The sequence below is a fragment of the Arcicella aquatica genome (genome assembly GCF_034928825.1).
Taxonomy (GTDB): Bacteria; Bacteroidota; Bacteroidia; order Cytophagales; family Spirosomataceae; genus Arcicella; species Arcicella aquatica.
The window spans coordinates 1-22,735 of the sequence record NZ_JAYFUL010000034.1; the positions used below are offsets into that span (position 1 = coordinate 1).

General features: G+C 35.2%; 16 protein-coding genes. 8 read left to right on the forward strand and 8 right to left on the reverse strand.

Going from position 1 to position 22,735, the window contains the following annotated elements; all coding sequences use genetic code 11:
- Positions 1-226 precede the first annotated feature (226 nt).
- Both VB264_RS17680 and VB264_RS17685 read right to left on the reverse strand, forming a co-directional pair.
- The gene (locus VB264_RS17680) at positions 227-1,186 is read right to left on the reverse strand and encodes an MlaD family protein (protein ID WP_323251420.1); all 960 of its coding nucleotides are present in this window, start codon (positions 1,184-1,186) and stop codon (positions 227-229) included.
- Between the two features lie 74 nt (positions 1,187-1,260).
- On the reverse strand, positions 1,261-2,073 hold the full coding sequence (locus VB264_RS17685; RefSeq protein ID WP_323251422.1) for an N-acetylmuramoyl-L-alanine amidase family protein: 813 nt from the start codon (positions 2,071-2,073) through the stop codon (positions 1,261-1,263).
- Between the two features lie 176 nt (positions 2,074-2,249).
- Between VB264_RS17685 and VB264_RS17690 the strand changes: the two genes are divergently transcribed.
- Positions 2,250-5,054 (forward strand): putative LPS assembly protein LptD, encoded by a 2,805-nt coding sequence (locus VB264_RS17690; protein ID WP_323251424.1) that lies wholly within the window; start codon positions 2,250-2,252, stop codon positions 5,052-5,054.
- Between the two features lie 455 nt (positions 5,055-5,509).
- Here the strand turns inward: VB264_RS17690 and VB264_RS17695 are convergent, their stop codons facing one another.
- The 3 genes from VB264_RS17695 to VB264_RS17705 form a co-directional block, all read right to left on the reverse strand.
- Positions 5,510-7,543, reverse strand: a complete 2,034-nt coding sequence (locus VB264_RS17695) for an LruC domain-containing protein (RefSeq protein ID WP_323251426.1) — start codon at positions 7,541-7,543, stop codon at positions 5,510-5,512.
- Between the two features lie 330 nt (positions 7,544-7,873).
- A complete protein-coding gene (locus VB264_RS17700) occupies positions 7,874-8,413 on the reverse strand; it encodes a DUF2911 domain-containing protein (RefSeq protein ID WP_323251428.1) in 540 nt (179 codons plus the stop codon).
- 280 nt (positions 8,414-8,693) lie between these two features.
- Positions 8,694-9,269: an acyl-CoA thioesterase gene (locus VB264_RS17705; protein ID WP_407654663.1), complete on the reverse strand. Its 576-nt coding sequence runs from the start codon at positions 9,267-9,269 to the stop codon at positions 8,694-8,696.
- Between the two features lie 221 nt (positions 9,270-9,490).
- Here VB264_RS17705 and nuoL point away from each other — a divergent pair, with 221 nt between their 5' ends.
- Positions 9,491-11,410: an NADH-quinone oxidoreductase subunit L gene (gene nuoL, locus VB264_RS17710; protein WP_323251432.1), complete on the forward strand. Its 1,920-nt coding sequence runs from the start codon at positions 9,491-9,493 to the stop codon at positions 11,408-11,410.
- A 48-nt stretch (positions 11,411-11,458) separates the two neighbouring features.
- A complete protein-coding gene (locus VB264_RS17715; protein WP_323251434.1) occupies positions 11,459-13,114 on the forward strand; it encodes a complex I subunit 4 family protein in 1,656 nt (551 codons plus the stop codon).
- A gap of 3 nt (positions 13,115-13,117) precedes the next feature.
- Here VB264_RS17715 and VB264_RS17720 read toward each other — a convergent pair whose 3' ends face one another.
- Entirely contained in the window at positions 13,118-14,128 is a 1,011-nt protein-coding gene (locus VB264_RS17720) for a sensor histidine kinase (RefSeq protein WP_323251436.1), read from the reverse strand.
- 74 nt (positions 14,129-14,202) lie between these two features.
- Here VB264_RS17720 and VB264_RS17725 point away from each other — a divergent pair, with 74 nt between their 5' ends.
- Positions 14,203-15,729, forward strand: a complete 1,527-nt coding sequence (locus tag VB264_RS17725; RefSeq protein WP_323251438.1) for an NADH-quinone oxidoreductase subunit N — start codon at positions 14,203-14,205, stop codon at positions 15,727-15,729.
- A gap of 2 nt (positions 15,730-15,731) precedes the next feature.
- Here the strand turns inward: VB264_RS17725 and VB264_RS17730 are convergent, their stop codons facing one another.
- Positions 15,732-16,241, reverse strand: a complete 510-nt coding sequence (locus VB264_RS17730; protein WP_323251440.1) for a phosphoribosyltransferase family protein — start codon at positions 16,239-16,241, stop codon at positions 15,732-15,734.
- Between the two features lie 242 nt (positions 16,242-16,483).
- On the opposite strand from VB264_RS17730, the gene VB264_RS17735 reads away from it, so the two are divergent.
- The gene (locus VB264_RS17735) at positions 16,484-17,041 is read left to right on the forward strand and encodes a YcxB family protein (protein WP_323251442.1); all 558 of its coding nucleotides are present in this window, start codon (positions 16,484-16,486) and stop codon (positions 17,039-17,041) included.
- A 315-nt stretch (positions 17,042-17,356) separates the two neighbouring features.
- Here the strand turns inward: VB264_RS17735 and VB264_RS17740 are convergent, their stop codons facing one another.
- Positions 17,357-19,051, reverse strand: coding sequence for a S41 family peptidase (locus VB264_RS17740; RefSeq protein WP_323251444.1), 1,695 nt, complete (start codon positions 19,049-19,051; stop codon positions 17,357-17,359).
- Between the two features lie 223 nt (positions 19,052-19,274).
- Between VB264_RS17740 and ruvX the strand changes: the two genes are divergently transcribed.
- From ruvX to VB264_RS17755, 3 genes are all read left to right on the forward strand, one after another.
- Complete coding sequence (gene ruvX, locus VB264_RS17745; RefSeq protein WP_309915932.1) at positions 19,275-19,691, forward strand: Holliday junction resolvase RuvX; 417 nt, start codon at positions 19,275-19,277, stop codon at positions 19,689-19,691.
- Between the two features lie 152 nt (positions 19,692-19,843).
- A complete protein-coding gene (locus tag VB264_RS17750; RefSeq protein ID WP_323251446.1) occupies positions 19,844-20,596 on the forward strand; it encodes a shikimate dehydrogenase family protein in 753 nt (250 codons plus the stop codon).
- Positions 20,597-21,123: 527 nt separating this feature from the next.
- Complete coding sequence (locus tag VB264_RS17755; RefSeq protein ID WP_323251448.1) at positions 21,124-22,698, forward strand: hypothetical protein; 1,575 nt, start codon at positions 21,124-21,126, stop codon at positions 22,696-22,698.
- The last annotated feature ends 37 nt before the right edge of the window (positions 22,699-22,735 follow it).

Here is a 22,735-nt window from a genome sequence, read left to right on the forward strand (position 1 = left end):
TGATTTAGTGATTTAGTGATTTAGTGATTTAGTGATTTAGTGATTTAGTGATTTAGTGATTTAGTGATTTAGTGATTTAGTGATTTAGTGATTTAGTGATTTAGTGATTTAGTGATTTAAAAGCCGATTCATTTTAAATGAGTTCCCAAAAATCTATTTATTTTGTAATTTTTTAAAATTAATCACTCAATCACAACTCACTAAATCACTCATTCACAACTCTCAACTATTTCACCACAGGCGGCGTGCTTTTATTACCGCCAAATACTGAAATGTTCACATAGCGTTTAGGAGCTAATCTGAAATCGATTAAAAGCTTATCTAAATCAGCTATCGAACGATTAAGGTTGGTATAAAGTGAATCATCTTTTAATAATTTACCCATCGAGCCTTGTCCTGCCTCTATACCCTGCATAATTTTTTGTAAGCCTTCTAAAGATTTTTGCGTAGTAGCTACAGCCTGACCTATCTTCAAGGCATTTAGCGAATCTGCCATGGTATTAAATTTACCAATCAAAGGCTTCAAGCTTTTTTCTGTTTCTATTAAATTATTAGAAAGGGTTCTCATATTAGCAGAGATACCAGCCAAATTACTTCTGTTTTCAGTAATTGTACTATTCAATGAAGCCGTTAAAGAACTTACCGAACGATCAGAGTTTTTAACAAAGCCATTGACAACCATCCCTGTGCTTTCAAAACTTTTAACAACAACACGCAGGGATTTTGTTAAAGAATCTAAGTTTTGAATCAATGGAAGTGCTTTTTCTTTAAGAAGATCGGTTACACCTGTTTCTGACGTAGACACTAGCATTCCTCCATCTTCAATGAATTTTCCAGAAAATTTACCCATCTCAATTCTGATTAACTTCCCTCCTAACAGACCATCAGAAGCTAGAATCGCTTGTGTACCTTCGGGCAATTTTAAGTCTTTTCTGATACTGATTACTACTTTTACTTTATTAGCATCACCTTTCAACAATTCTATTTCCTTTACTTGCCCAATTTTCATTCCACTTAGTGAAACTTGGTTGGCTGGTGTTAAGCCTTGTATATCTTTGTATATAATGACATATTTATTTTCTTGTGTAAAAAAATCTTTACCTTTTAAAAAATTAAATCCTAGATATAAAATCACAAAGGATGTAAGGGCAAGTATGCCAATTTTGGTTTCTTTAGAGATATTCATAAATGACTGTTGAAGTTTTTCAATTGATTATTAATAGGTTTTATTGATTTTTAAAACACACTATCAATCCAAACTTAATCCTCAATTTCTTCTTTATACGATTTAAATGCTTTAAAAATAGCCTCAGCTACTTCTCCTTGTCCCGAGCTTTTTGCTAAGTATTGCTCTTCATTTTTGTTTGTCAAAAAACCAGCTTCTACCAAAACGCTTGGCATGGCCGTTTCCCAAAGTACTAAAAAACCTGCTTGTTTTACGCCGTAACTGTGCCTTTCAGATTTTTGTTTGAATTGTTTTTCAATTTTTTGTGCTAACTTGATACTATTCATCATAAAGGCACTTTGATAATTTGCCATCATAATATGTCCAAGTGGTGAATTAGGATTAAAACCATTATAGTTTTTTTCATAATTAGCCTCTTGCAAAATTACTGAGTTTTCTCGCTTTGCCACATCAAGATTACTACTTGTTTTATGTAACCCCATTGTGTAGGTCTCAGTTCCAGCAAATTTAGCAGAGTGATGTGCATTACAGTGTACTGAGATAAACAAATCTGCTTTATTACGGTTGGCAATAGCAGAACGTTCATGCAAATCTACAAACACATCCTTTGTTCTGGTATAAATTACTCTAACATCTGGATACTGTTCTTTTATTTTTTCCCCGAGTTCTAAAACAATTTTAAGGGCAATTTTAGACTCGTTATTATTTGCTCCGTGGCATCCTGGGTCTTTGCCCCCATGTCCAGCATCCAACACTACTGTTCTTACTCTAGTCTGTAACAACACAGGGCGATATGCTGGGTTTTCAACGAGTGAATATTGAAAAGTAAAACCACTAAGCGAGCAAATACAAGTGATTATTAAAAAACCTTTAACAAAGTTTAACATTATTTTCGGGTTGGTTCGCTATGTTCAAAAAGTAATAAAGTATTTTTGTGCGTTATTTAATAAAAGACAAATATAAATTTTAAAGACTTCTGAAAAAAGCAATCCACATATTCAGTATATTAATTAGCTTACTTTTAGGGCTTTTAACCATAAATCAGTCTTCTGCTCAGCGATTATTGGGCGGAAAACCTTATAAACCTAAAGCCAATAAAGCTAATGCAGTAATCCCTAAAGATACTGCTAGTTTAGATTCTACCAAGCTAAGTATTACAAAAAGCGTACCTGACTCACTTAAAAAAGAAAGTGACCTCACTACAACTGTTGTATACTCAGCAAAGGATTCCACCATCATGGATACCGAAAACCAAATTGTATACCTATTTGGGGATGCAAAAGTCACCTATGGAGATGTTTCTCTGGAGGCGAACTATATTCAACTCAACTGGGCAAAGAATGAAGTTTCGGCACATGGTACGAAAGATTCGACAACCAATAAGATTATAGGCAAGCCCATCTTTAAACAAGGCGGTGAACCTTATGATGCCGAAGAAATCAGGTATAACTTCAAAAGTAGGAAGGCCTTTATCAAAGGGCTTATTACTACCCAAGGTGATGGTTTGATACAAGGGGAGAAAGTAAAAAAGGATAATGAAGACAACCTTTATATCCGAAATGCTATTTATACTACTTGTAATCTTGAACATCCACACTTTAATATTAGGGCTACTAAAATTAAAGTAGTGGGTAAAAGAGAAATTGTAGCTGGGCCATTCCACTTTGAATTAAATGAAATTCCTTTGCCTATTGGCTTGCCTTTTGGTTTCTTCCCTTATAAACCTCCGCAAGAATCGGGCACTTCGGGTATTATCATGCCTACTTATGGTGAAGAACCGCAAGGCAGGGGTTTCTTCTTGCGTGATGGTGGCTACTATTTTGCATTGAGTCCTAATATTGGCTTGCGACTTACTGGAGAGATTTATTCAAAAGGTAGTTTTGGGATTGCTGCCAACTCTCAATACATCAAACGTTATCGCTATTCGGGTACTTTCAATGTGAATTTTAGACAAAGTAACAACGGTAGTGAGTTTGACAGACAAATAAGAAATGACTATGGTATCCAATGGTCACATTCACCACAGAGCCGTGGAAATTCTAGCTTTTCGGCTTCAGTAAACTTACAAAGTAATTCAAATAGCCAATATAACAGTTTAAGCACGAGTAGCTACATTTCTACAGCGTTGAACTCATCAATACAATATTCACGCAATTTTGGACAAACTATTCGAACTAGTTTGAGCCTACAAGCCGACCAAAATACGGTAACGAAGGCGGTCAATGTAAATACCAATTATACGTTTGGCTTAAACCAATTTCAGCCTTTCAAAAAGAAAAATGCTGTCACAGACCGTTTTATTGACCAGTTCAGGGTGGGCTTAGACCTTTCAGGTACTTATGGTATTACCAACCAAGTAGCTTTAACCAACCGTTCGTACAATAACTTTGGTTATACTGTTTATAGAACGATTGATACATTAGACCTTGACCCAACCAAGCCCGTAGTTATAGACCCAAGAACAGCGGCTAACGCTAGTACTAACTTGGCACGAGATGGTGTAATTCCATTTAATTTATCAACCTTACCTGAATTATTAAAAAATGCTCAGTTCAAGGCTCAATACAGCATCCCTATTTCATTGCCTAATATTAAAATTGGTAAGTATATTAACTTAACCCCTGGCTTTAACTTTTCTGGGAATATTTATCAACAGAAATATAAATACAATTTCAAAGCCTTTAACGATAAAGCTGCTATTTATAGTAAAGATACTACTGCTGGCAAAGGAGCCGTCGAGATTGATACACTTCGGGGTGGAGCTTTCTATGCTGATTATACTTATGCGTTTTCAATGAGTATGAATACTCGTTTGTATGGTACGATTAACTTCAAAAAAGGTAGATTACAAGGCATTCGCCATACGATATCGCCTTCATTGAGCATAAATTATACGCCAGATTTTACAGACCCTAAATATGGTTTTTACCAAACGGTTCAAATCAATAACAGGGTTCATAAATACCAAAAAGGCGAAACCATTCCAAGTTCGTTGGCGGGACAAGAAACGCTTCCCGGCGATTTCTTGAACATCTCAAGTTTTAACCCTACCCAAACTAACCGTGGTAGCCAATCGGGTGGTATTAGTTTCGGGATTCAGAATACTTTAGAAGCCAAACTAAGAGCAAAGTCGGATACGGCTCAAAAAGAATCTGAGAAGATAATGTTGCTTGATAACTTCTCATTCACAGGAAATTACAACTTCTTTGCTACGCAGTTCAAACTTTCTAATTTGAACTTTTCAGCCAACTCTAGGGTAAAAAAGTTTGACATCAATTTTGGAGGTTCTTTAGACCCCTACAAGTATGTAAACGATGGTTACTCTATATCAGGGCGTAGAATAGATACTTTGTTAATTGACTTGGGCGAAGGTTTTGCAAAGTTGGCTAGCTTAAACCTTTCGATAAGCAAAAGCTTTAAACCTGCTAGTGCTGATAAAAAGAAACAGAATACGAATGGTACGGAGGGACAAATGAGCCAAATCAACAGGAATATCAATGACTATGTAGATTGGTCTGTGCCTTGGAGTTTCCAGTTTGGTTTCAATTATAATATGAACAAAACGGGCTATGCTCCTGCTACTATCGTAAGTGCTTTGACCTTTAAAGGGGATGTAAAACTGACTGAGAAATGGAATTTTACCCTAAGTTCTGGTTATGACTTTGTCAATAAAGGCATTTCATTAACCAATATTAGTATTCATAGAGACTTACACTGTTGGGAAGCTAATTTCGACTGGACGCCGATTGCTAGTCCGTATTATGGTCGTTCTAGTACTTACAACTTTACTATCAGAGTTAAATCAGCCTTATTACAAGAATTAAAACTTTCGCGTAGAAATACTTTCTATGATAGAGGAGGTTTCTAAAAAATCCTTCTTCCATGCCTAGTACTTAAGTCCGTAACTAAGTATGAAAGAAGGACAAACATGACTCATCTCAATCTTTCTTAAAATAGGAAAGTTTTTTGCATATTGATAGCTTATAATACCTCGTATAAACAACGGTGTTGTATGTGTCACTGCAAGATTTTGACAGGCGCAAATGGAGGGGATATGTACTAGAGCATAGTATTTTTTGAGTGGAGATGATGATTGATATGCTTTGTCTAGGTTAATATCATAACTATTACACTAATCAGATAAATATGCATTTGTCAGTGTTTGCTTTTATCTCTTTTTGTTTTGTGGCTATATTTTAAACACAAAAAGACCTCCTTAGATAATTTGAGATTTGGTTATTCTCTAAATTACTAAGGAGGTCTTTTATATTAATATTCCCGAAAATTTGGGATGACTAACATTTTAATTCCTATTTGGTAATACTAAAATACTTTTGTTGGATCGAAGTATGCTTTGCCAATCACATACCAATCTGGGTAAAGTGTTCCTCCACTCTCAGCCCATAAACCGAACTCGTTATAAGCATCAATAATAGGTACTGTTTCTAAAGGATACTTAAAGTCACTAGGTAAATCTATAGCCCAAGGCAACAACTTAGCGTTTTTATAGTAAATACCTGAAGATGGATCTGAAGCGTCTTGACCTGTACCAAACAACGACATATTTGCTTTAGAAGTTGGTGCCATATTTGGTAAATGAACCTCTTTGCCTCTATCGTTTGCCGAGAACAAGAACGGATTATATGGTGCCACACCTAATGTTGTCTTACTAATCGGAGTCGTAAAGCTAATGGTTAATCTTAATGTATCATTTGGTGCAATTACAGAAGAACCTTTCGATGTATTAATAAAACCTCCTGACGATTTCATTTGCCTGAATGCATTATCAAAGGCAATAATGGTGGCATATTTTTGGCCAGCTTCTGTACCATTGCTTGAATTTGTAATCATGCCTTGTGTAAGTGACTGACCTGATACTGATTTAACAAGTGCTGGGTCAATTGGTAATTGGAAGCCCCAACCATTGATATAACTTGCACCAATCGCTTTAATATAAAACTTACCTTTTAAATCAACTACTTGGTTCTGTGCATTCAATACTTCTTGGAATTGGTAGTTAATTACTAAGTCGTTCATATCATAGTCACCCTGTAATGGCCATAAATCTTCATAAGCCAATGTACTATAAGTGTTGCTTCCTGGAATATAATTGTTGATTGCTCTCGCAGGGTCTGTTGGGTACTCATCACGACTATCACCTACACCATCACCATCTGTATCTTTTGGACTATCTACAATCGGTATGTTGCTAGTATCAATTGCTTTGATTGGGTTAGAAGTCGCAAAGAAAATAGCATCATTGAAATCTTGGTCACAAGAAGAACTTTCTCTTTGAATATCTTCAAAAGCAAGTACCATTCTTTTTGTAGATGGCTCGTTCAATACAATTAAGTGACGACGGTTACTTTCTTTACTTTCTACGTTAAGAACATCATGCGAGAAGTGAGCATAATTACCAGTTCCTACTTTATTATTAGATGTGTAAGAATCTGCTAAAAGAACAAATCCAATACCTGTACCTGCTGGGAACTGACCAATTTTAACTTTATCACCTGATACTAATGCTCCACCTGATCCTTTGTAAGAAACGTTAGGGAAAACAACTGTCATTTTAGAAATGTCAGCCGTAGTTTTTGGAGGGTTAAGCGGATTGAATGTATAATATCCTAATGTATTTTTCCAGCCAGCACCTTCGTGTACAAATGTTACCCAAACATCAGCAGCTTCAGTAATGTATAAGAAGTTACGGTTATTATTATTCAAAAAGTCTGGGTGTGCTACAGGCACTGATTTAGACTCTGGTAAACTAGCATTAATATATTCTAAAAACTGGCTAGAGATTGGGTCTCTGTCTTTCTCAAGATAAGCAGGTAAACCATCGTTGTTCCAAGAACCTAAGTAAGTAATTAGTGGATATGTCTGCGATGCAGTACCTTCTAATCTTGCTGCTTTTAGTGGTTGTTCAACGCTTTCAGAAACAGTAGGGTTATTTCCTCCAAAATTCACTTCTGAGGTAGTACCACTCAATGTAACAATTGTTTCAGAAGGTAAACCGATATAATCTGGTTTTACCGATATTTTAGTAACATAAGTAGGTATTTTTTGATTTAAGCTGAATACACCATTTTTCAATGTAATACCTTTGAACAAAAGCACATTTTCAGGATAACTATAAACAGACATAATTACACCCGAAATTGGGTTGTTCATATTATCGTAAGCACCTATTTTAAAAGTAATCTCTTTTGATGTATTAAAATTAAAGCCTTTTGGAACATTTAGCTTATCCATGGCTGCAGCAGCAGGATCAATTGTTGAACCGTTTTCATTAGGTAAGCAACCACTCAATAAAGTAGAAGTTACAACTAAAATTATGAGGTAATAAAAAGATTTCATGACGTAATATTTAAAAAATGGAGGAAAAAGTTCTATAAATGTATTTAGCGATAAATATTGTTGCTTGATTTTTGAAAAACGTTCGAATCAATTGAATTAAGACCCTTATTAAGTAAAATCACTTAATTAATGACTATTTAAACAAATAGCGTACCAAAAAATCAATCATACCTTATTTTATTTATTAATATCTTTATTTTTTTTGAAAAATCATCGAAATCAACCAAAAACTTTCTTTAATTATAGTCATTCTAAAAAAAAGAAAACAAAAAAAGCAGAATAACTTTTAAGTATATTCTGCCTCTTTTATTTCTATTAAAAGTATAAGAATTATTTTATTGGAATTGTTACCACAGTAGTATCCCAATGTAAAAGCATATCTACTCCGCTTTCTTTTTCATTAAAATCAATCTTAAATGTTTCTACAGAGTCTGCTTGTTGTGAAGACATAGCGGGTACTCTTAAAACATCTTTACTTTCATCATACGATAAACCCCATTGTCCTACTTCTGCATTGATAATTATTGTCCAATCGCCTTTCTCAGGAATTGTGAAGAGGGTGTACTTACCAGCTTTAAGTACTTTGCCTCCGATGGTTACATCTCTTGAGAATTTTATAATAGTTGCTTCATTAGCCCCAGTTCTCCACCATTTTCCATAAGGAACAAGTGCTTTTCCTTGAGTTGTTCCAAAAATAAGCCTCCCTTTTTTAGAAGGTTGGCAATAATCTACAGTAATTCCTAAACCATTCTTCTCGTATTCAGCAGTAGCTGATGGACTAAAAGGTTTGTTGTAGTAGAATCGAATAAAAACAGTAACAGATGCCAAGACTGCTAAAACAATCAGTATAACCTTTAAAACCTTCATCATTAATTGTTCAATTAGGGAGAGTGGAATAATTATATAAGGATAAATTTGAAATCAATTCTGTAAAAATACTCCATTTTATCTTGACGTCAAAATGAATCCAAACACTGAAGCTGTTTAAACTTTCCGTTTCTGAGGTGAAAGTATTGTATTTTTGAATTGATTTTTTCAAAATTTGCGAAGCATAGCATCGCTACGTTGAGTAAATTTTGGAACAAGCTATGCTAAAAGACTTAGTTTAACCCGAAAGGGAAAGTTTAAACAGCTTCACTATATAATTAATTTATACCCACTCGCTCTGCATATCTTTTTCCCGTTTTATAATACAACGCTCTGCATCTAATAAATGTAAGTTTTCGTCTATCTGCATACAAGTTTTAGCATCATGTAATAGTTCTTTATACGAGCTTTTAATTTCTTTACGTTTCAAGGCTTCTAAAAACCTGCGAATATCTTCATCACTTTCCAAAATCAACGGAGGAACAGCAGTAAGTTTTCCATTATCATCCTTAGCAACCATCGTAAAATACGAAGTATTGGTATGTTTTACACTAGCCGTTTTGATATTTTCGGCAACTACTTTTATACCCACAATCAGAGAACTATTTCCGACATAGTTTACAGAGGCATGAAGCGAAACCAATTCGCCTACTTCCACAGGCTGTTTAAATTCTACATTATCTACAGATACAGTCACCACATAAGTTCCTGAATGTTTGGCCGCACATACATAAGCAACCTTATCCATCAATGATAATAAAATTCCTCCGTGAATTTTGCCTCCAAAATTAGCATAAGATGGAATCATCAATTCTGTGATAGTAGTTCTTGAATAGTTTACTGTTTTAGCGTTGTCCATCATAATAAGTATTTGGTTAGTAAATAATATTAAAATAAAGTAAGGAAATGCTTCCGATAACAAAGAAACATCAAATATTATTATATTACTCCACAAACTTAGTGGGTTTTATCAAAATTCAATTAGGACTAAATCCAATTTGAGCCGTATATTTGCACAAAAATTGAAATTTTCCAAGAAAAACTCTGCGTATAGGCTTAAAACTTTCGTAATTAATATTTATGAATCCTTCCACTTTGATTTGGCTCATTTTATTAACCCCACTTGCAGGGTTTATTATGCCAATTCTGTTGGGTAGAAAAAATAACACCTTAGCAGCTTGGCTAACAATTGGTTTTACAGGCTTGAATCTTATCTTTTCAATCCTACTGCTTCGTAAAAACCTACATGTTGCTAATCCACATTATCTATTCAATTGGTTTTTGCTCGGAAAAGAAACATATTCTTTTGGCTTTCTGGCAGACTCGCTAACGCTAATGATGTTGGTTTTGGTGAATTTCATAGCCTTATTAGTACAGATTTTTTCGTTGGAATATATGCACGAAGAACCCGACCAATATAGGTATGTCGGTTTTTTAAGTCTGTTTGTATTTTCAATGCTTGGCATCGTACTCACCGATAATTTATTGATAATGTATGCCTTCTGGGAATTAGTAGGATTAAGTTCATACCTATTAATAGGCTTTTGGTATCAAAAACCTGAGGCCGTCCAAGCCTCCAAGAAAGCATTTTTAGTAAACCGTGTGGGTGACGTAGGTTTTTTGTTAGGCATTTTTCTGATTTATTATTTATTTGGCAGTAGCAATTTTCAAGATTTTCCCAACATTATCGCCAATGCTTCAGAACCCAGTTTAGTACCCGTTGCAGGCTTACTACTTTTCTGTGGGTGTATCGGTAAATCAGCACAATTTCCATTGCACACGTGGCTTCCCGATGCGATGGAAGGGCCAACGCCCGTTTCGGCACTTATCCATGCCGCTACGATGGTCGTAGCAGGAGTTTACTTATTAGCAAGGATTCATCCATTATTTGGCTTTGAAGAAACCATCATCGTATCGTCCATTGGTTGTTTTACCATGCTTTTGGGGTCTGTATATGCTATTTTTCAAACTGACATCAAAAAAACATTGGCTTATTCTACTATCTCACAAGTAGGTTTAATGGTCGTTGGTTTAGGCTCTGATGCTTCCGTATTTCATTTATTAACACACGCCTTCTTTAAAGCTGGGCTATTCCTTAGTGCAGGGTCTATTATTCATGCACTTCATCATGCTGGTCATGATTTCGATGCTCAGGATATGCGATTAATGGGTGGCTTGCGTAAGAGAATGCCTTTTACCTTTGTGTGTTATCTCGTTTGTTCATTAGCATTGGCGGGTATTCCTTTCTTTTCGGGTTTTTTATCTAAAGATGCTATCCTTGCACAGGTAGTGGCTAGTGCCAATCAGCACCAAAGCTTGGCTTTATACATTATTAGCGTTGTTTTTTTTATTGGTATTTTGCTATCTTCTTTTTATATGACTCGCCAAGTATGGCTTATCTTTTTTGGAGAGTTCAGGAATGAAAAGGCTGACCTTTACGCTATCCATGAAGGCTCATGGAAAATCACTTTCCCAATCGGACTATTGGCTATTTTATCTATCGGTTTTGTTTTCACTTTCAATCCATTGAATGCTGAAAGTGCTTGGTTTTGGGAATTTTTGAAACCTGAGATGATAGAAAAGTCTGCCGAAAATCATTGGGTTGCCTATTTATCCACAGCACTAGCTTTTGCAGGAATAGGCTTAGGATATTTATCTAGAAATAAAGCACTAGCTTATACCATTCCTACGCTTGATAACATTTATCAAAAAATATTTGTTGCCCCAATATTAAAATCAGCAGATTTGTTACAATGGTTTGATTTGTATATTATAGATACTGTAGTGAATGCTGTAGCTAAATTACAAGTTATCATTGCCAGCATCGTAGCTTGGTGGGATGCTAAAATTATAGATGGTATTCCCAATTCAACAGCTTATTCAGCAGGAGTAATCGGGAAAATTACTCGTTCAGTACAAGCTGGTAAAGTACAACTATACGTTGCCATATCCTTTTTAGGATTAATAGCTTTGATTACTTTTATCGTTTTTTCATCTTGATAGTGCCTGTGTTTGTTTCAAAACAAATACAATTATTCTTATATAATTATGCCCATTTTATCAGTACTTATATTTTTACCATTGGTAGCGTCGTTGGTAGTGGCTTTTTCGCCAGACCAATACAAAGCCTATTTCAAATGGTTTACGCTAGGCGTTACTACTGTAGAACTAGCAATTTGTATTTACTTATATCAAAACTTTAATCATGATATTGCCGACTACCAATTCCTAGAACAATTAGATTGGATAACCCTTCCATTAGGCACATTGGGGGTTGGTTCTATTGATTACCTTTTGGGTGTGGATGGTATCAGCATGCCAATGGTTTTGTTGACAGGCATCGTAATGTTTGTAGGGGCTATTTCGTCTTTTGAAATTAAAGAGAAAGAAAAAGGATATTTTTCACTTTTCTTGTTGCTGACAGGCTCGGTAATTGGTTGTTTTGTGGCGTTAGATATGTTTCTTTTCTACCTCTTTTTTGAGTTTATGCTCTTGCCTATGTATTTTTTAATAGGTATTTGGGGTGGTCCACGCAAAGAATATGCTTCTATCAAATTTTTCTTGTATACGCTGTTCGGCTCTATTTTTATCTTGATTGTCATGATTGCGCTCTATCTATCAGTGGTTGACCCTGTAGAAACAGCCGTGAGAATTGGGCTAATCAGCAATGTAACTGATATTACGCCACAGATTATTACAGAAGTACAAGTGTTGCTAAAAGATTTAAAAATTCCTTCTGAGCAAATTGTACATACTTTCGATTTACGTTTTATGCCCGATGCTGGCAATTTCCTGCCAAATTCGTGGTTAAATGTTTTTTCAGGTATCGAGATTTTTAATGTTTCGGCTCGTGCATTAGCTTTTATTTTATTGATGATAGGTTTTGGGATTAAGTTGCCAGCCGTACCTGTTCATACTTGGTTGCCAGATGCCCACGTAGAAGCACCAACACCTGTATCTGTGATATTGGCAGGAATCCTCTTAAAGATTGGGGGATATGGTTTTCTTAGAATAGCTTATCCTATTTTCCCTGACGCTGCCCATGATTATGCCTTTGTAATTGTTGCCTTTGGCGTTTTATCAATTATTTACGGAGCTTTCAATGCTTTGGCGATGAATGATTTGAAGAAGATGATTGCCTATTCGTCAGTTTCGCACATGGGTTTTGTCTTACTCGGCGTAGGGTCGTTAACAAGTGAAGGTATTAACGGAGCGATTTATCAAATGTTTTCGCATGGTGTACTGTCGGCGATGTTATTCTTATTAGTGGGCGTTTTGTATAATCGCACACACGACCGCCGTATTGATAGCTATCAAGGGCTGGCTAGTAAAATGCCTTTGTACACAGCCATGACGGCTATAGCCTTTTTTGCCTCATTAGGCTTGCCTGCTTTTTCAGGCTTTATTGGTGAAGTATTTACCCTGATGGGGGGCTTTAACAGTCCGCTTATTCCACGATGGCTAACCGCTTTAGCTGCCTTTGGATTGGTACTGGGGGCAGGCTATTTTCTTTGGACTTTACAACGAATATTTTTTGGAAAATACTGGGTCAGACAATTTGAAGGAGTATTAGAAGATTTAAATTTTAGGGAAAAAATGATGCTTTATCCTTTAGCGATATTAGCATTGGTATTTGGTATTTTCCCTCATTTAATCTTTAACTTAACCAATGTAACTGTTGCCGAGCTTTTGAAACTATTTTAACGTTCAATAAGGCATTCTAATAGTGGCGAATACTTTTCCTTGGGTATTATCAATTTTTAGGTAAGCATTCTCACCATATTGTAATTCTAAGCGTTTTTTGAGGTTTTCGAGTCCTATTCCACCTTCATTGTTTTTAGGTTTAGGTACAAATACGCCCGAATTTTCAACACATAAAATGATAAAACCTTTTTCTGTTCTGGCTGTAATGGTAATATATCCACCAAATTTCAACTGACCAATGCCGTGTTTAACGGCATTCTCTAACAAAGTATTCAAGGTCATTGGCATAATTAAGATATTACCTATATCTTCCTGAATTTGAAAATCGTACTTTAAGCGGGTATCAAAACGAAGTTTTTCAAGAGCCAGATAATTCTCAGCTAAACGAAGCTCTTCACTAAGCGTTGCTTTTTGTTGTTCGCCAAGGTTTAAAGATAGTCTTAATAAATCTGACAATTGAATGATTGATTCGCGGGCCTGCATACTATCAATCAACGTTAGTGCCTTTATACTATTGAGGGCATTGAACAAAAAATGAGGATTCAACTGTTTTTTTAAGCTTTCTAGTTGAGAAATTTTCAGTAGGTTTTCAGTATGTGCTTCTCGTTGCCTTCTATCTTGATAAATACTCAAGAAACGGTGCAAATGAAAAAACATAAACCAAGGAAACACCTTCCATACATTTTCAACAAAAATGGTGGCAAAATTAAAGAAAGAAGTATCTGAATAATGATATAATTGATAGTCTATAATAGTATAGATAGAGCCTATTGAAAGCCCACCAACTATTGGAAAAAGGGCATATTGAAGATGAGTAATATCATCAGGGCTGAAACGGCTAATGATGATTTTATAAATGTGACATGAAACAAAGCCTGAAAAAAAATAAAGTAGTAAATAAATGGTTTTAGTGGATTGACTGAAATCATTAAATTCAATATGTTGAATGGAAAGAAGCGTAATAATCGACCAACATAGAATTTGAATCAACCAGTAAAATTTGGCTTTATTCATAAATTTTACCTAATTATAGTTAAACTCAAAAATAGCAACAATAGTAGAATAAAACACGTTTGTGAAGAAAAATAATGACCGAAAAAATAATCTTATCCGATTTACTAGCTCACATTCTTGAAAGCCTGAGCGTCATTTCTCCGGAAGTATTCTTGGGGGCCGTATTTTTACTCCTTATCATCATTGAATTAATTCTTTATAAATACATCTTCCAAAAGTCTGATTCTTTAGACAACTCAATTGCCCAAAGTTATCAAAATACACTATGGGGTATTTCCTTGATTTCTGTTTTAATCGCCTTAAATCAAATCATTTCGCAGTTTTCAACTACCAACGATACTTTTCTGTTTGGCGAAATGCTTATTTTAGATAGCAAAGCCATTTTCTTTAAAATAATTACAACGTTTTCAGTAATCATTTTATTGGCACACATCTATGTTTCAAAAAGGAAATATGATGGCGAATTTTATCCTTTGGTAATTAGTATCCTCATTGGCCTAAATTTAATGGCTATGTCGGTTAATCTATTAATGATTTACCTTTCTATCGAAATCGTTTCTATCTCATCTTATGTGCTGACTACTTTTAATAAGACAAAAAAAGCGTCTGAAGGTGGTTTAAAATACATCATTTTTGGGGCAGCTTCTTCCGCAATTATGCTGTATGGTATGTCATTATTATATGGCATGACGGGCACGCTTAGTATTGCTTCTCCTGATTTTTCAAGAGGAATTGCCCAAACAGATAATGTAGCTTCAACGATTGCTATTGTACTGACACTCTCTGGATTTTTATTTAAAATATCCGCAACGCCTTTTCATATCTGGACGCCCGACGTGTATCAATCTGCTCCCACACCGATTGTGGCTTTTTTTGCAGTAGCACCCAAAATTGCCTCATTTTTAGTAATTATTCGCTTTTATTCTGTCATACCTACCGACTTAACATTAATCACTGCCATCATAGCCTTGGCGAGCATTACTTTCGGCAATTTCTCGGCTTTATGGCAAAAAGATGCCAAAAGATTATTGGCTTATTCAACAATAGCCCATACAGGTTTTATGCTGATTGGTCTGGTGATGATTTCTGAATTAGGCATCAAGAGCATCGTATTTTATTTGATAGTTAGTTTATTTACTAATTTCTCCGCTTTTCTATTAATTGATTACGCAGCAAATAATACCCAAGGACAAAAGTCAGACAATGATTCTAAATTTATGATAGAAAACTTTAAAGGCTTGGGCAGATTGAATCCTTTGTTTGGAATATTAATATTAATCGTAATGATTTCCTTGGCGGGCTTACCTCCTACTGGCGGATTTATTGCAAAACTGAATATCTTTTCTGCTCTTTGGGAAGCCTACCAAGCTTCTGGTAAGCAACTGCTATTACTCCTTTTTATATTTGGCTTATTAAATACGGTGATTTCTCTATCTTTCTATTTGAAAATACCATTCCTGATGTTTTTTAAAGAAAGCGAAAAAGGAGTAACATTCAAACTCAGTTTAGAACAAGCTGTATTGGCAATATTGCTGGTTTTCCCAATCCTAGCATTGTTTTTCAATGCAGATTGGCTCATGAATATTATCAATAGTTTATAAGGCTATTTTAAGTACACTCCCATTCGAGCTTCGTCGTCTAATACTACTGAAACGTATTCGCTGAGGGTAGTCGAAAGTTCGTACCCAACGTAGTCTGCCAAAATTGGGAAACGACGATAGTTTCTATCTACCATTACAGCTACTTGAATACGCTTCACAGGAATACTTAAAAACGGAGATAATGAATAAGCAAGGGTTCTTCCGCTATTCAGCACGTCATCTACCACGACAATAGTTTTGTGTTCTAAAAATCTTTCGTCACAATCAAACTCTACTGGACTTTCGTAGGTAACATCTTTATCCACGTCAATTAATACAGCACTAGCTTCTATAGGTGAAATTTCTTGAAGTGTGTTGGCTAATAACTTGGCTAAGGCATGCCCCTGCCCTCTGATACCAGCAATAACAATATCCGACTCTTCAAAATTATTTTCATAAATTTCAAAAGCAATTCTTCTAATTTTCTGAAGCACTTGGGTCTGGCTCAGTATTTGGCTCTCAATAAGTTCCATATTTAATAATTCTAGAAAATTCTTGGATATATTTTCGTTAAGGCATTAAAATTAACATTCAAAAACCCCTAAAACAAATCATTAAAGGTAATTTACCCGTAATTTCATCTTTGGATTTAGGGAATCATCCTACTATACTTTCTTTATTAAATCATTAATTTGTTGGTGTTAATACTCATTTCAATAAAACTTCCTTATTTTTTGTACCTTTGTCGTCTGAATCACCAAATTTTATTATAGACATGGCAAAAGGATACGCTCAGTCGCAACAAAGACGAGTACAACAACCAATTCAATCAAATCCATTAGCAATCAAAACAAAAAAGTTTGCCCTTGAAAAAAATAAATTCATCGGAATAAACATGATGCAACTTATTAAAAATCAATGGTATTGGGGATTTGTGCCTTTAGCATTAATTTTTATCAACGTTATTTTGAACCTTACAGGCGTTTATCATAACTACTGGATTTACGTGTTGACACTAATCGGAGCAATTGCATATTTAATATTCTGGGCAATTCAGTTTACTGGCGTTACCCAATTAGAACAATACAAACAGCTTTTTAGTAAATATCGTTATGAAATCGATAGTCGCCAGATTTTGATGAAGTTAAGCGATACTGAGGGAGGTGTCATTAAATGGGACATGATTAAAGGTGCTAGAAAAGCTAAGGATGCCTACATTTTAGACATGGGGCAGTATCAGTTTATTTATTTACCATTTACGGTATTTAATACTGATAGTGATAAGAAGTTATTGGATAGAATCTTGAAAGACAAAGGATATTCGGTTGATTAATAGAAATATTCTGATGAAATATGAATCATCTCGAATTTCTCTTTATTTATCGTCTTGTCCTTACTTTTCTTTCCTTGATGAAAGAAAAGTAACCGCGCGGCGGACCGCAAAAGAAAATCAAGAATTCCTAATCGCATCGGCGAACCGACTCGATTAGGAATTCTTGATTTTTTTGCGGTCCGCCGTTGCGGTTACTTTTTGCATCAAGGCAAAAAGTAAGGACGAGAATAAATTACAAAAACTTAAAATCATCTAAAACTCACTATTTTTAGAGAAAATTTGGGATGACTCATGTTTATAACTAAGTTATTTTGTTTATTGTTTTCCCGAATGTGTCAACGTTTCAACTATCTCACCATGTGCAAGCTTATCGGCTTTGTCAAAATTTTGTAGGGCCTTCTGAATAGTTTCGTCAAAAGATGTCATCACTTGATAATATTCATTATTCAAGTTTTTACCCGCCTTTCTTTGCCAAACGCTTCTAGCGACCAAAGCCTTTATTTGTCCTTTGATATAGTTGTTTGAACGGTCATAATCTTTAGCCGACTGTTTTACTTTTGCTTGTGTTGCCAATCTTTGTAAATCTGCCATCATGGCGTCTGTTACAACAAACTGCTTATTAAACTCTTTAAAATTAAGTTTTTCAAGTGTTTTTAAATTCTTGTTTGCATAGTTCAACGCATATTCACGAATAACATTCTTGCTAAACAATTCCGTTAAATACTTAGAATAATAGCTTGTATCTCGGGCGACAAATACATCGGGCGTAATACCTCCACCGCCATACACTGTACGACCAGCAACAGTTTTATACTTCAATTTCTCATTGAATTTTATACTATCTGAACTAAAGAATTCTCCGCTTTTCATCCGTGTTTCATAATCCTTTTCATAGTCTTCTTCCTTCCCTAAAGAATATGGTTTCTGGATACTTCTTCCACTTGGCGTGTAGTATCTTGAAATAGTCAATCGTAACTCAGAGCCATCATGCAAGGTAATTGGCATTTGTACTAATCCTTTTCCAAACGAGCGTCTGCCTACAATCAAGGCACGGTCGTTATCCTGTAAAGCACCTGCTACAATTTCAGCGGCAGAAGCACTATTTTCATCAACCAGTACAATGACGGCTCCTTTTTCAAAAATCCCTTCCTGACGAGTGAATGTCTGTGAATCAAACTTAGAACCTTTGCCTTTGGTATATACAATCAGGCGTTCGTCTGATAAAAGCTCATCAACCATTTTCTCTGCGCGGTCTTTGTACCCCCCCGGATTTCCACGTAAATCAAGCACCAAACGTTTTAATCCTTGTGATTTCAAAGAAGATAATACTTGATGGAATTCATCATACGTAGATTCAGAGAAACGATCTACCTTGATATATCCTGTCTGGTTATCCATCATAAAACCAGCATTGATAGAATATGAAGGAATCCTATCACGGGTAACGGTAAATTGTCTGATTTTACTTTCTCCGCTTCTAACGATTTCCAATTCAACCTCACTCCCACGCGGCCCTCTTAGCTTACTGAATATTAGGCTTGAATTTACTTTTTGTCCGATTAATGAAACGCCATCTGCTTTAATCAAACGGTCGCCACTTTTTATGCCCACAGCATCCGAAGGGCCACCAACCATGGCATTTACCACATAAACGGTATCATTAAACACATTGAATTCTATACCGATACCATCAAAGCCAGATTCTAACTGCGAGCGAGCGGCAGCTACATCTTCCGTAGAAAAATAAGAGGTATGCGGGTCTAGTTTCTCTAACATTTTTTTGATAGAGAACTCCACCAGAGAGTCTGTACTGACAGAATCTACATAATTATTTTCAACTAATGAAAGCACCTCACGATATTTCGCTACTCCTTTAGCGACATTATTCATGCGCGACTGACCACTAAAAAAGTTGGCACCAATAAGCATTCCTGCTACCAAAGTAAAAGCAATTATGATGGGCAATCTGATAATCATCGGCTGATTATTCACGGGCTTATTTTCCTTCATCTTCAAACTGAATATTATTTTAACAACAAAATACCAATAAATTTTCAAAAAGCATATAATGTGCTATAATTTTCGAAGAGGTTTAGGAATTTTAATAACGCAGAATTCGTCAAGAAAATATTTGCCCAATAAAATGATGTAACTTTGTGAGATTATAAAACAATGAAACCTCACCCCCTGCCCCCTCTCCTTCAGAGGGCAGGGGGTGAGGTTAAGCAACACCATGGGAAGAATATTAGCCATAGATTATGGAACTAAAAGAGTAGGTTTGGCTGTAACAGACCCTTTAAAAATTATTGCCTCTGCTTTAGATACTGTCCATAGCAAAGATGTTTTGAACTTCCTGAAAGTATATATGGAAAAAGAAAGCGTAGAAGCTTTTGTAGTAGGAATGCCTGTGAATCTTGACGGACAAGCCACTAATAATACCTCACAAGTAAAAGGTTTTATTACTACGCTGAAAAAAGCATTCCCCGAAATGCCCATTCATTTGCACGACGAGCGTTTTACGTCATCAATGGCTATGAGTGCCATGATTGCAAGTGGCTATTCTAAAAAAGACCGTCGCGAAAAAGGGAACATTGATAAAATTTCTGCTACTATTATTTTACAGTCTTACATGGAGAGTAAGGGGATGTGAGTCATTGAATGAATGAGTGATTTAGTGATTGTAATACATTCAAAATTAACATTTTTCACTTCGCCATTTAATTTTGACGTATTACTTAAAAACAACAATTTTTAACAAAGCTTATAGCCTACGGCTTATTGCTTAAAGCCAAAACAATCAACATGAATCTTTACGGACTTATAGGTTATCCACTCGGACATTCTTTTTCAAAAGGTTATTTTACTGAAAAATTCCAACAATTAGGCATTGCCGAAACCCATACTTACGAAAAATTTGAATTAGAAAACATTCAAGATTTACCTGCTCTGCTACAAAGCCATCGCCCACAGCTAAAAGGTTTGAACGTAACTATCCCACATAAACAAAACGTGATTCCTTTTTTAGATGCTATCGACGAAGCAGCGTTGAAAATTGGGGCAGTAAATACCATCAAAATTTTACCCGACGGCACAACCAAGGGGTATAATACAGATTATTGGGGTTTCCGTTGGACGCTAGAAAAATGGGAAGATTTTCAAGCTATCAAACCACAAAAAGCATTGGTATTAGGCAAAGGTGGAGCAGCCAAAGCCATTATTCAAGCCTTGGAAGATTTAGGATTAACCACCCAATATGTATCAAGAACGAAGGAAGAAGATACTATTACGTATGAGGAATTGACAGAGGAAGTAATGAACGAGCATCTTTTTATTGTGAATACTACGCCTTTGGGTATGTTTCCAAAAGTAGAAAATTTCCCTGCTATCCCCTATCATTTATTAACTGACAAACATTTACTGTATGATATTGTCTATAATCCTTTAGAAACTACTTTCTTAAAAAAGGGATTAGCGCATGGTGCCAAAGGTGTGCATTTTGGATTAGAAATGCTTCATGGACAAGCTGAAAAAGCTTGGGAGATTTGGGGGGAATAATGCTATTTATTGATATTTTGTTACTCTTAGCCATCTATTTTTAGATGGTTTTTTATTGATATATGACCGTATGATAAAATATGGAAAAGATATTGATGATGGATTTTGATTGTTTGGCAGGAATTGGGATATTGGGAAATGTTTGGAAAAACACCGCTGAACAGTATCCAGCATTCTTTAGAATTAATTCATCGAAAAATAAAGAGTCAAAATTTTGTCTAAAATATAAATTATGAAAATCATAATTACACTTATACAAGTACTTCTTTCATTGTTACTTTTCTTAGATTTATTTTTTTGGGCAGCCTTATACGGTTCTGGTCATAGAGCTCCTCAAAAAACAGAAACAAGTATTATGCAAATTGCAGGATTGCTCATTCTGTTAATAATAGTTTCGACATTTATTCGGCGTAGATTGAATAGATAACTTTTATCTTGAAACCTTTTTAATTTACTTAACAAATATTCAAAAAAATTAAAGCCTTAAACTAATCAAGTCCCTATTTTAACCCTAATAATAAACCACCATGAACAAAAAATTGCTGCTCTTATTTTTCAACATCACATTGTTTGTTTGTCTTCACTCTACCATTTTTGCACAAGTATTTGAAGAATATACAGTTGATGCTCTTTCCCAAACTGCCCCTTTAAAACCCAAATTAAAAGATTTTAAGACTTTTGATGTAAGGCTCATTAAATACACTGCCTTGAATGCTCCGATAGAAATAAAAAATCTCCCCGACAGTGACTTCTCAACGCTTTTGTCGTCTGTCTCATTCAATCCATTAAAACAAGTAACTGATGGGGGTGATTTACACGTGGTCGTATTACTACAAGCGTATAGTGATATGAAACTTGGTGCATATACTGGATTCTATATTACCCTCTACGACAAGTTTATGAACGTACAGGGAACATTTCAAAAGAATTGGAGTTATCTAGAACCCAAAGCCTCCAAAAAACTAACGGATGATTCTGCTTATAAAGTAAAATTTAAAGCAAACCTTGAAAGTGCGCTCGAAGACTTTTTAGCGACAATGTACAAAGCAGGCGTAGAAGGTCATGAAAAATATGTTCGTGTTACATTGGCTCAGTTTAGCAAAGCTAAAAATTGGCCAGATTTAAAAGACTTCAACGTAATTATCGAAGAAACTAACAAAACGCTTAGAAAACAAGGAACTAATGCTTGGTTAAAGGAAATCACGAAAGATGACATTAAATATTGGGGGGAGTTTGTCAATGAAAAAGATGATACAGACCAAAATGATATAAAAAGAGCCGCTTTGCACAATTTGTGTGTTTACTATACGCTAAACCATGATGAAAAAATGGCAAGAGATTATTTAGAAAAATATAAAAAAGTAGATGTTGAGTTAAAATTTAATGGCGTAAAATTTAGGTATTCAGATAGAATAGAGGAAGTACTTATTAATGAAATATTCCCTAAAAAAGAAACAGAGCCTTTACTAACTCAAGAGATACCACTTGACGCAATCTTAGAAAAACACCAATTCATTACTGTTGAAGGCACTGCCATTCCTTATGAAGGTGATAAGTTTTTTAAAGAACCTTTTAAAGGAACCATCAAAATTGTGAAGCCAGAACCTTATTTCAATATAACCAACAGCGGAGCAGTCTCTACGCTAGGTGGAAAAGATGTAGGAGTTCCTATTAAACTTTTTAATGGTAAAGAATTGGTTAAACAACTTTATGCCTCTAATATTCAGAAGATAACGAGCAATGATGATTCAAAAGAGTTTGTTGTTCGTAAATTTAGATTGCTGACGTTTACCTACTTTACCCTCTTAGAGCGTACCTATAAAGGCCCTAAAGTTGCATTATACGAACAATTATTTGTTGAAGATTCGCCTGTTTCACAGAAAAGCTCTAACCCAGAACGTCAAAATATAGCCCCAGAAGTTTATTTTTGGTTGGCTAAAACAGGCGATACAGAAGGAGTACAAACAACTTTTATTAACGTAAAAAAGAGACTTTTTGAATATTTTAGCGACTGCCCATCAATCAAGGAAAAGTACAGCGAAGTCAGTTACAATAATTTAAATATGAAAAATATCGTAGCAGATTACGATAAATGTAAATAAAATTTGCTCCCTGATTTTAACATTACAAGAACAAATT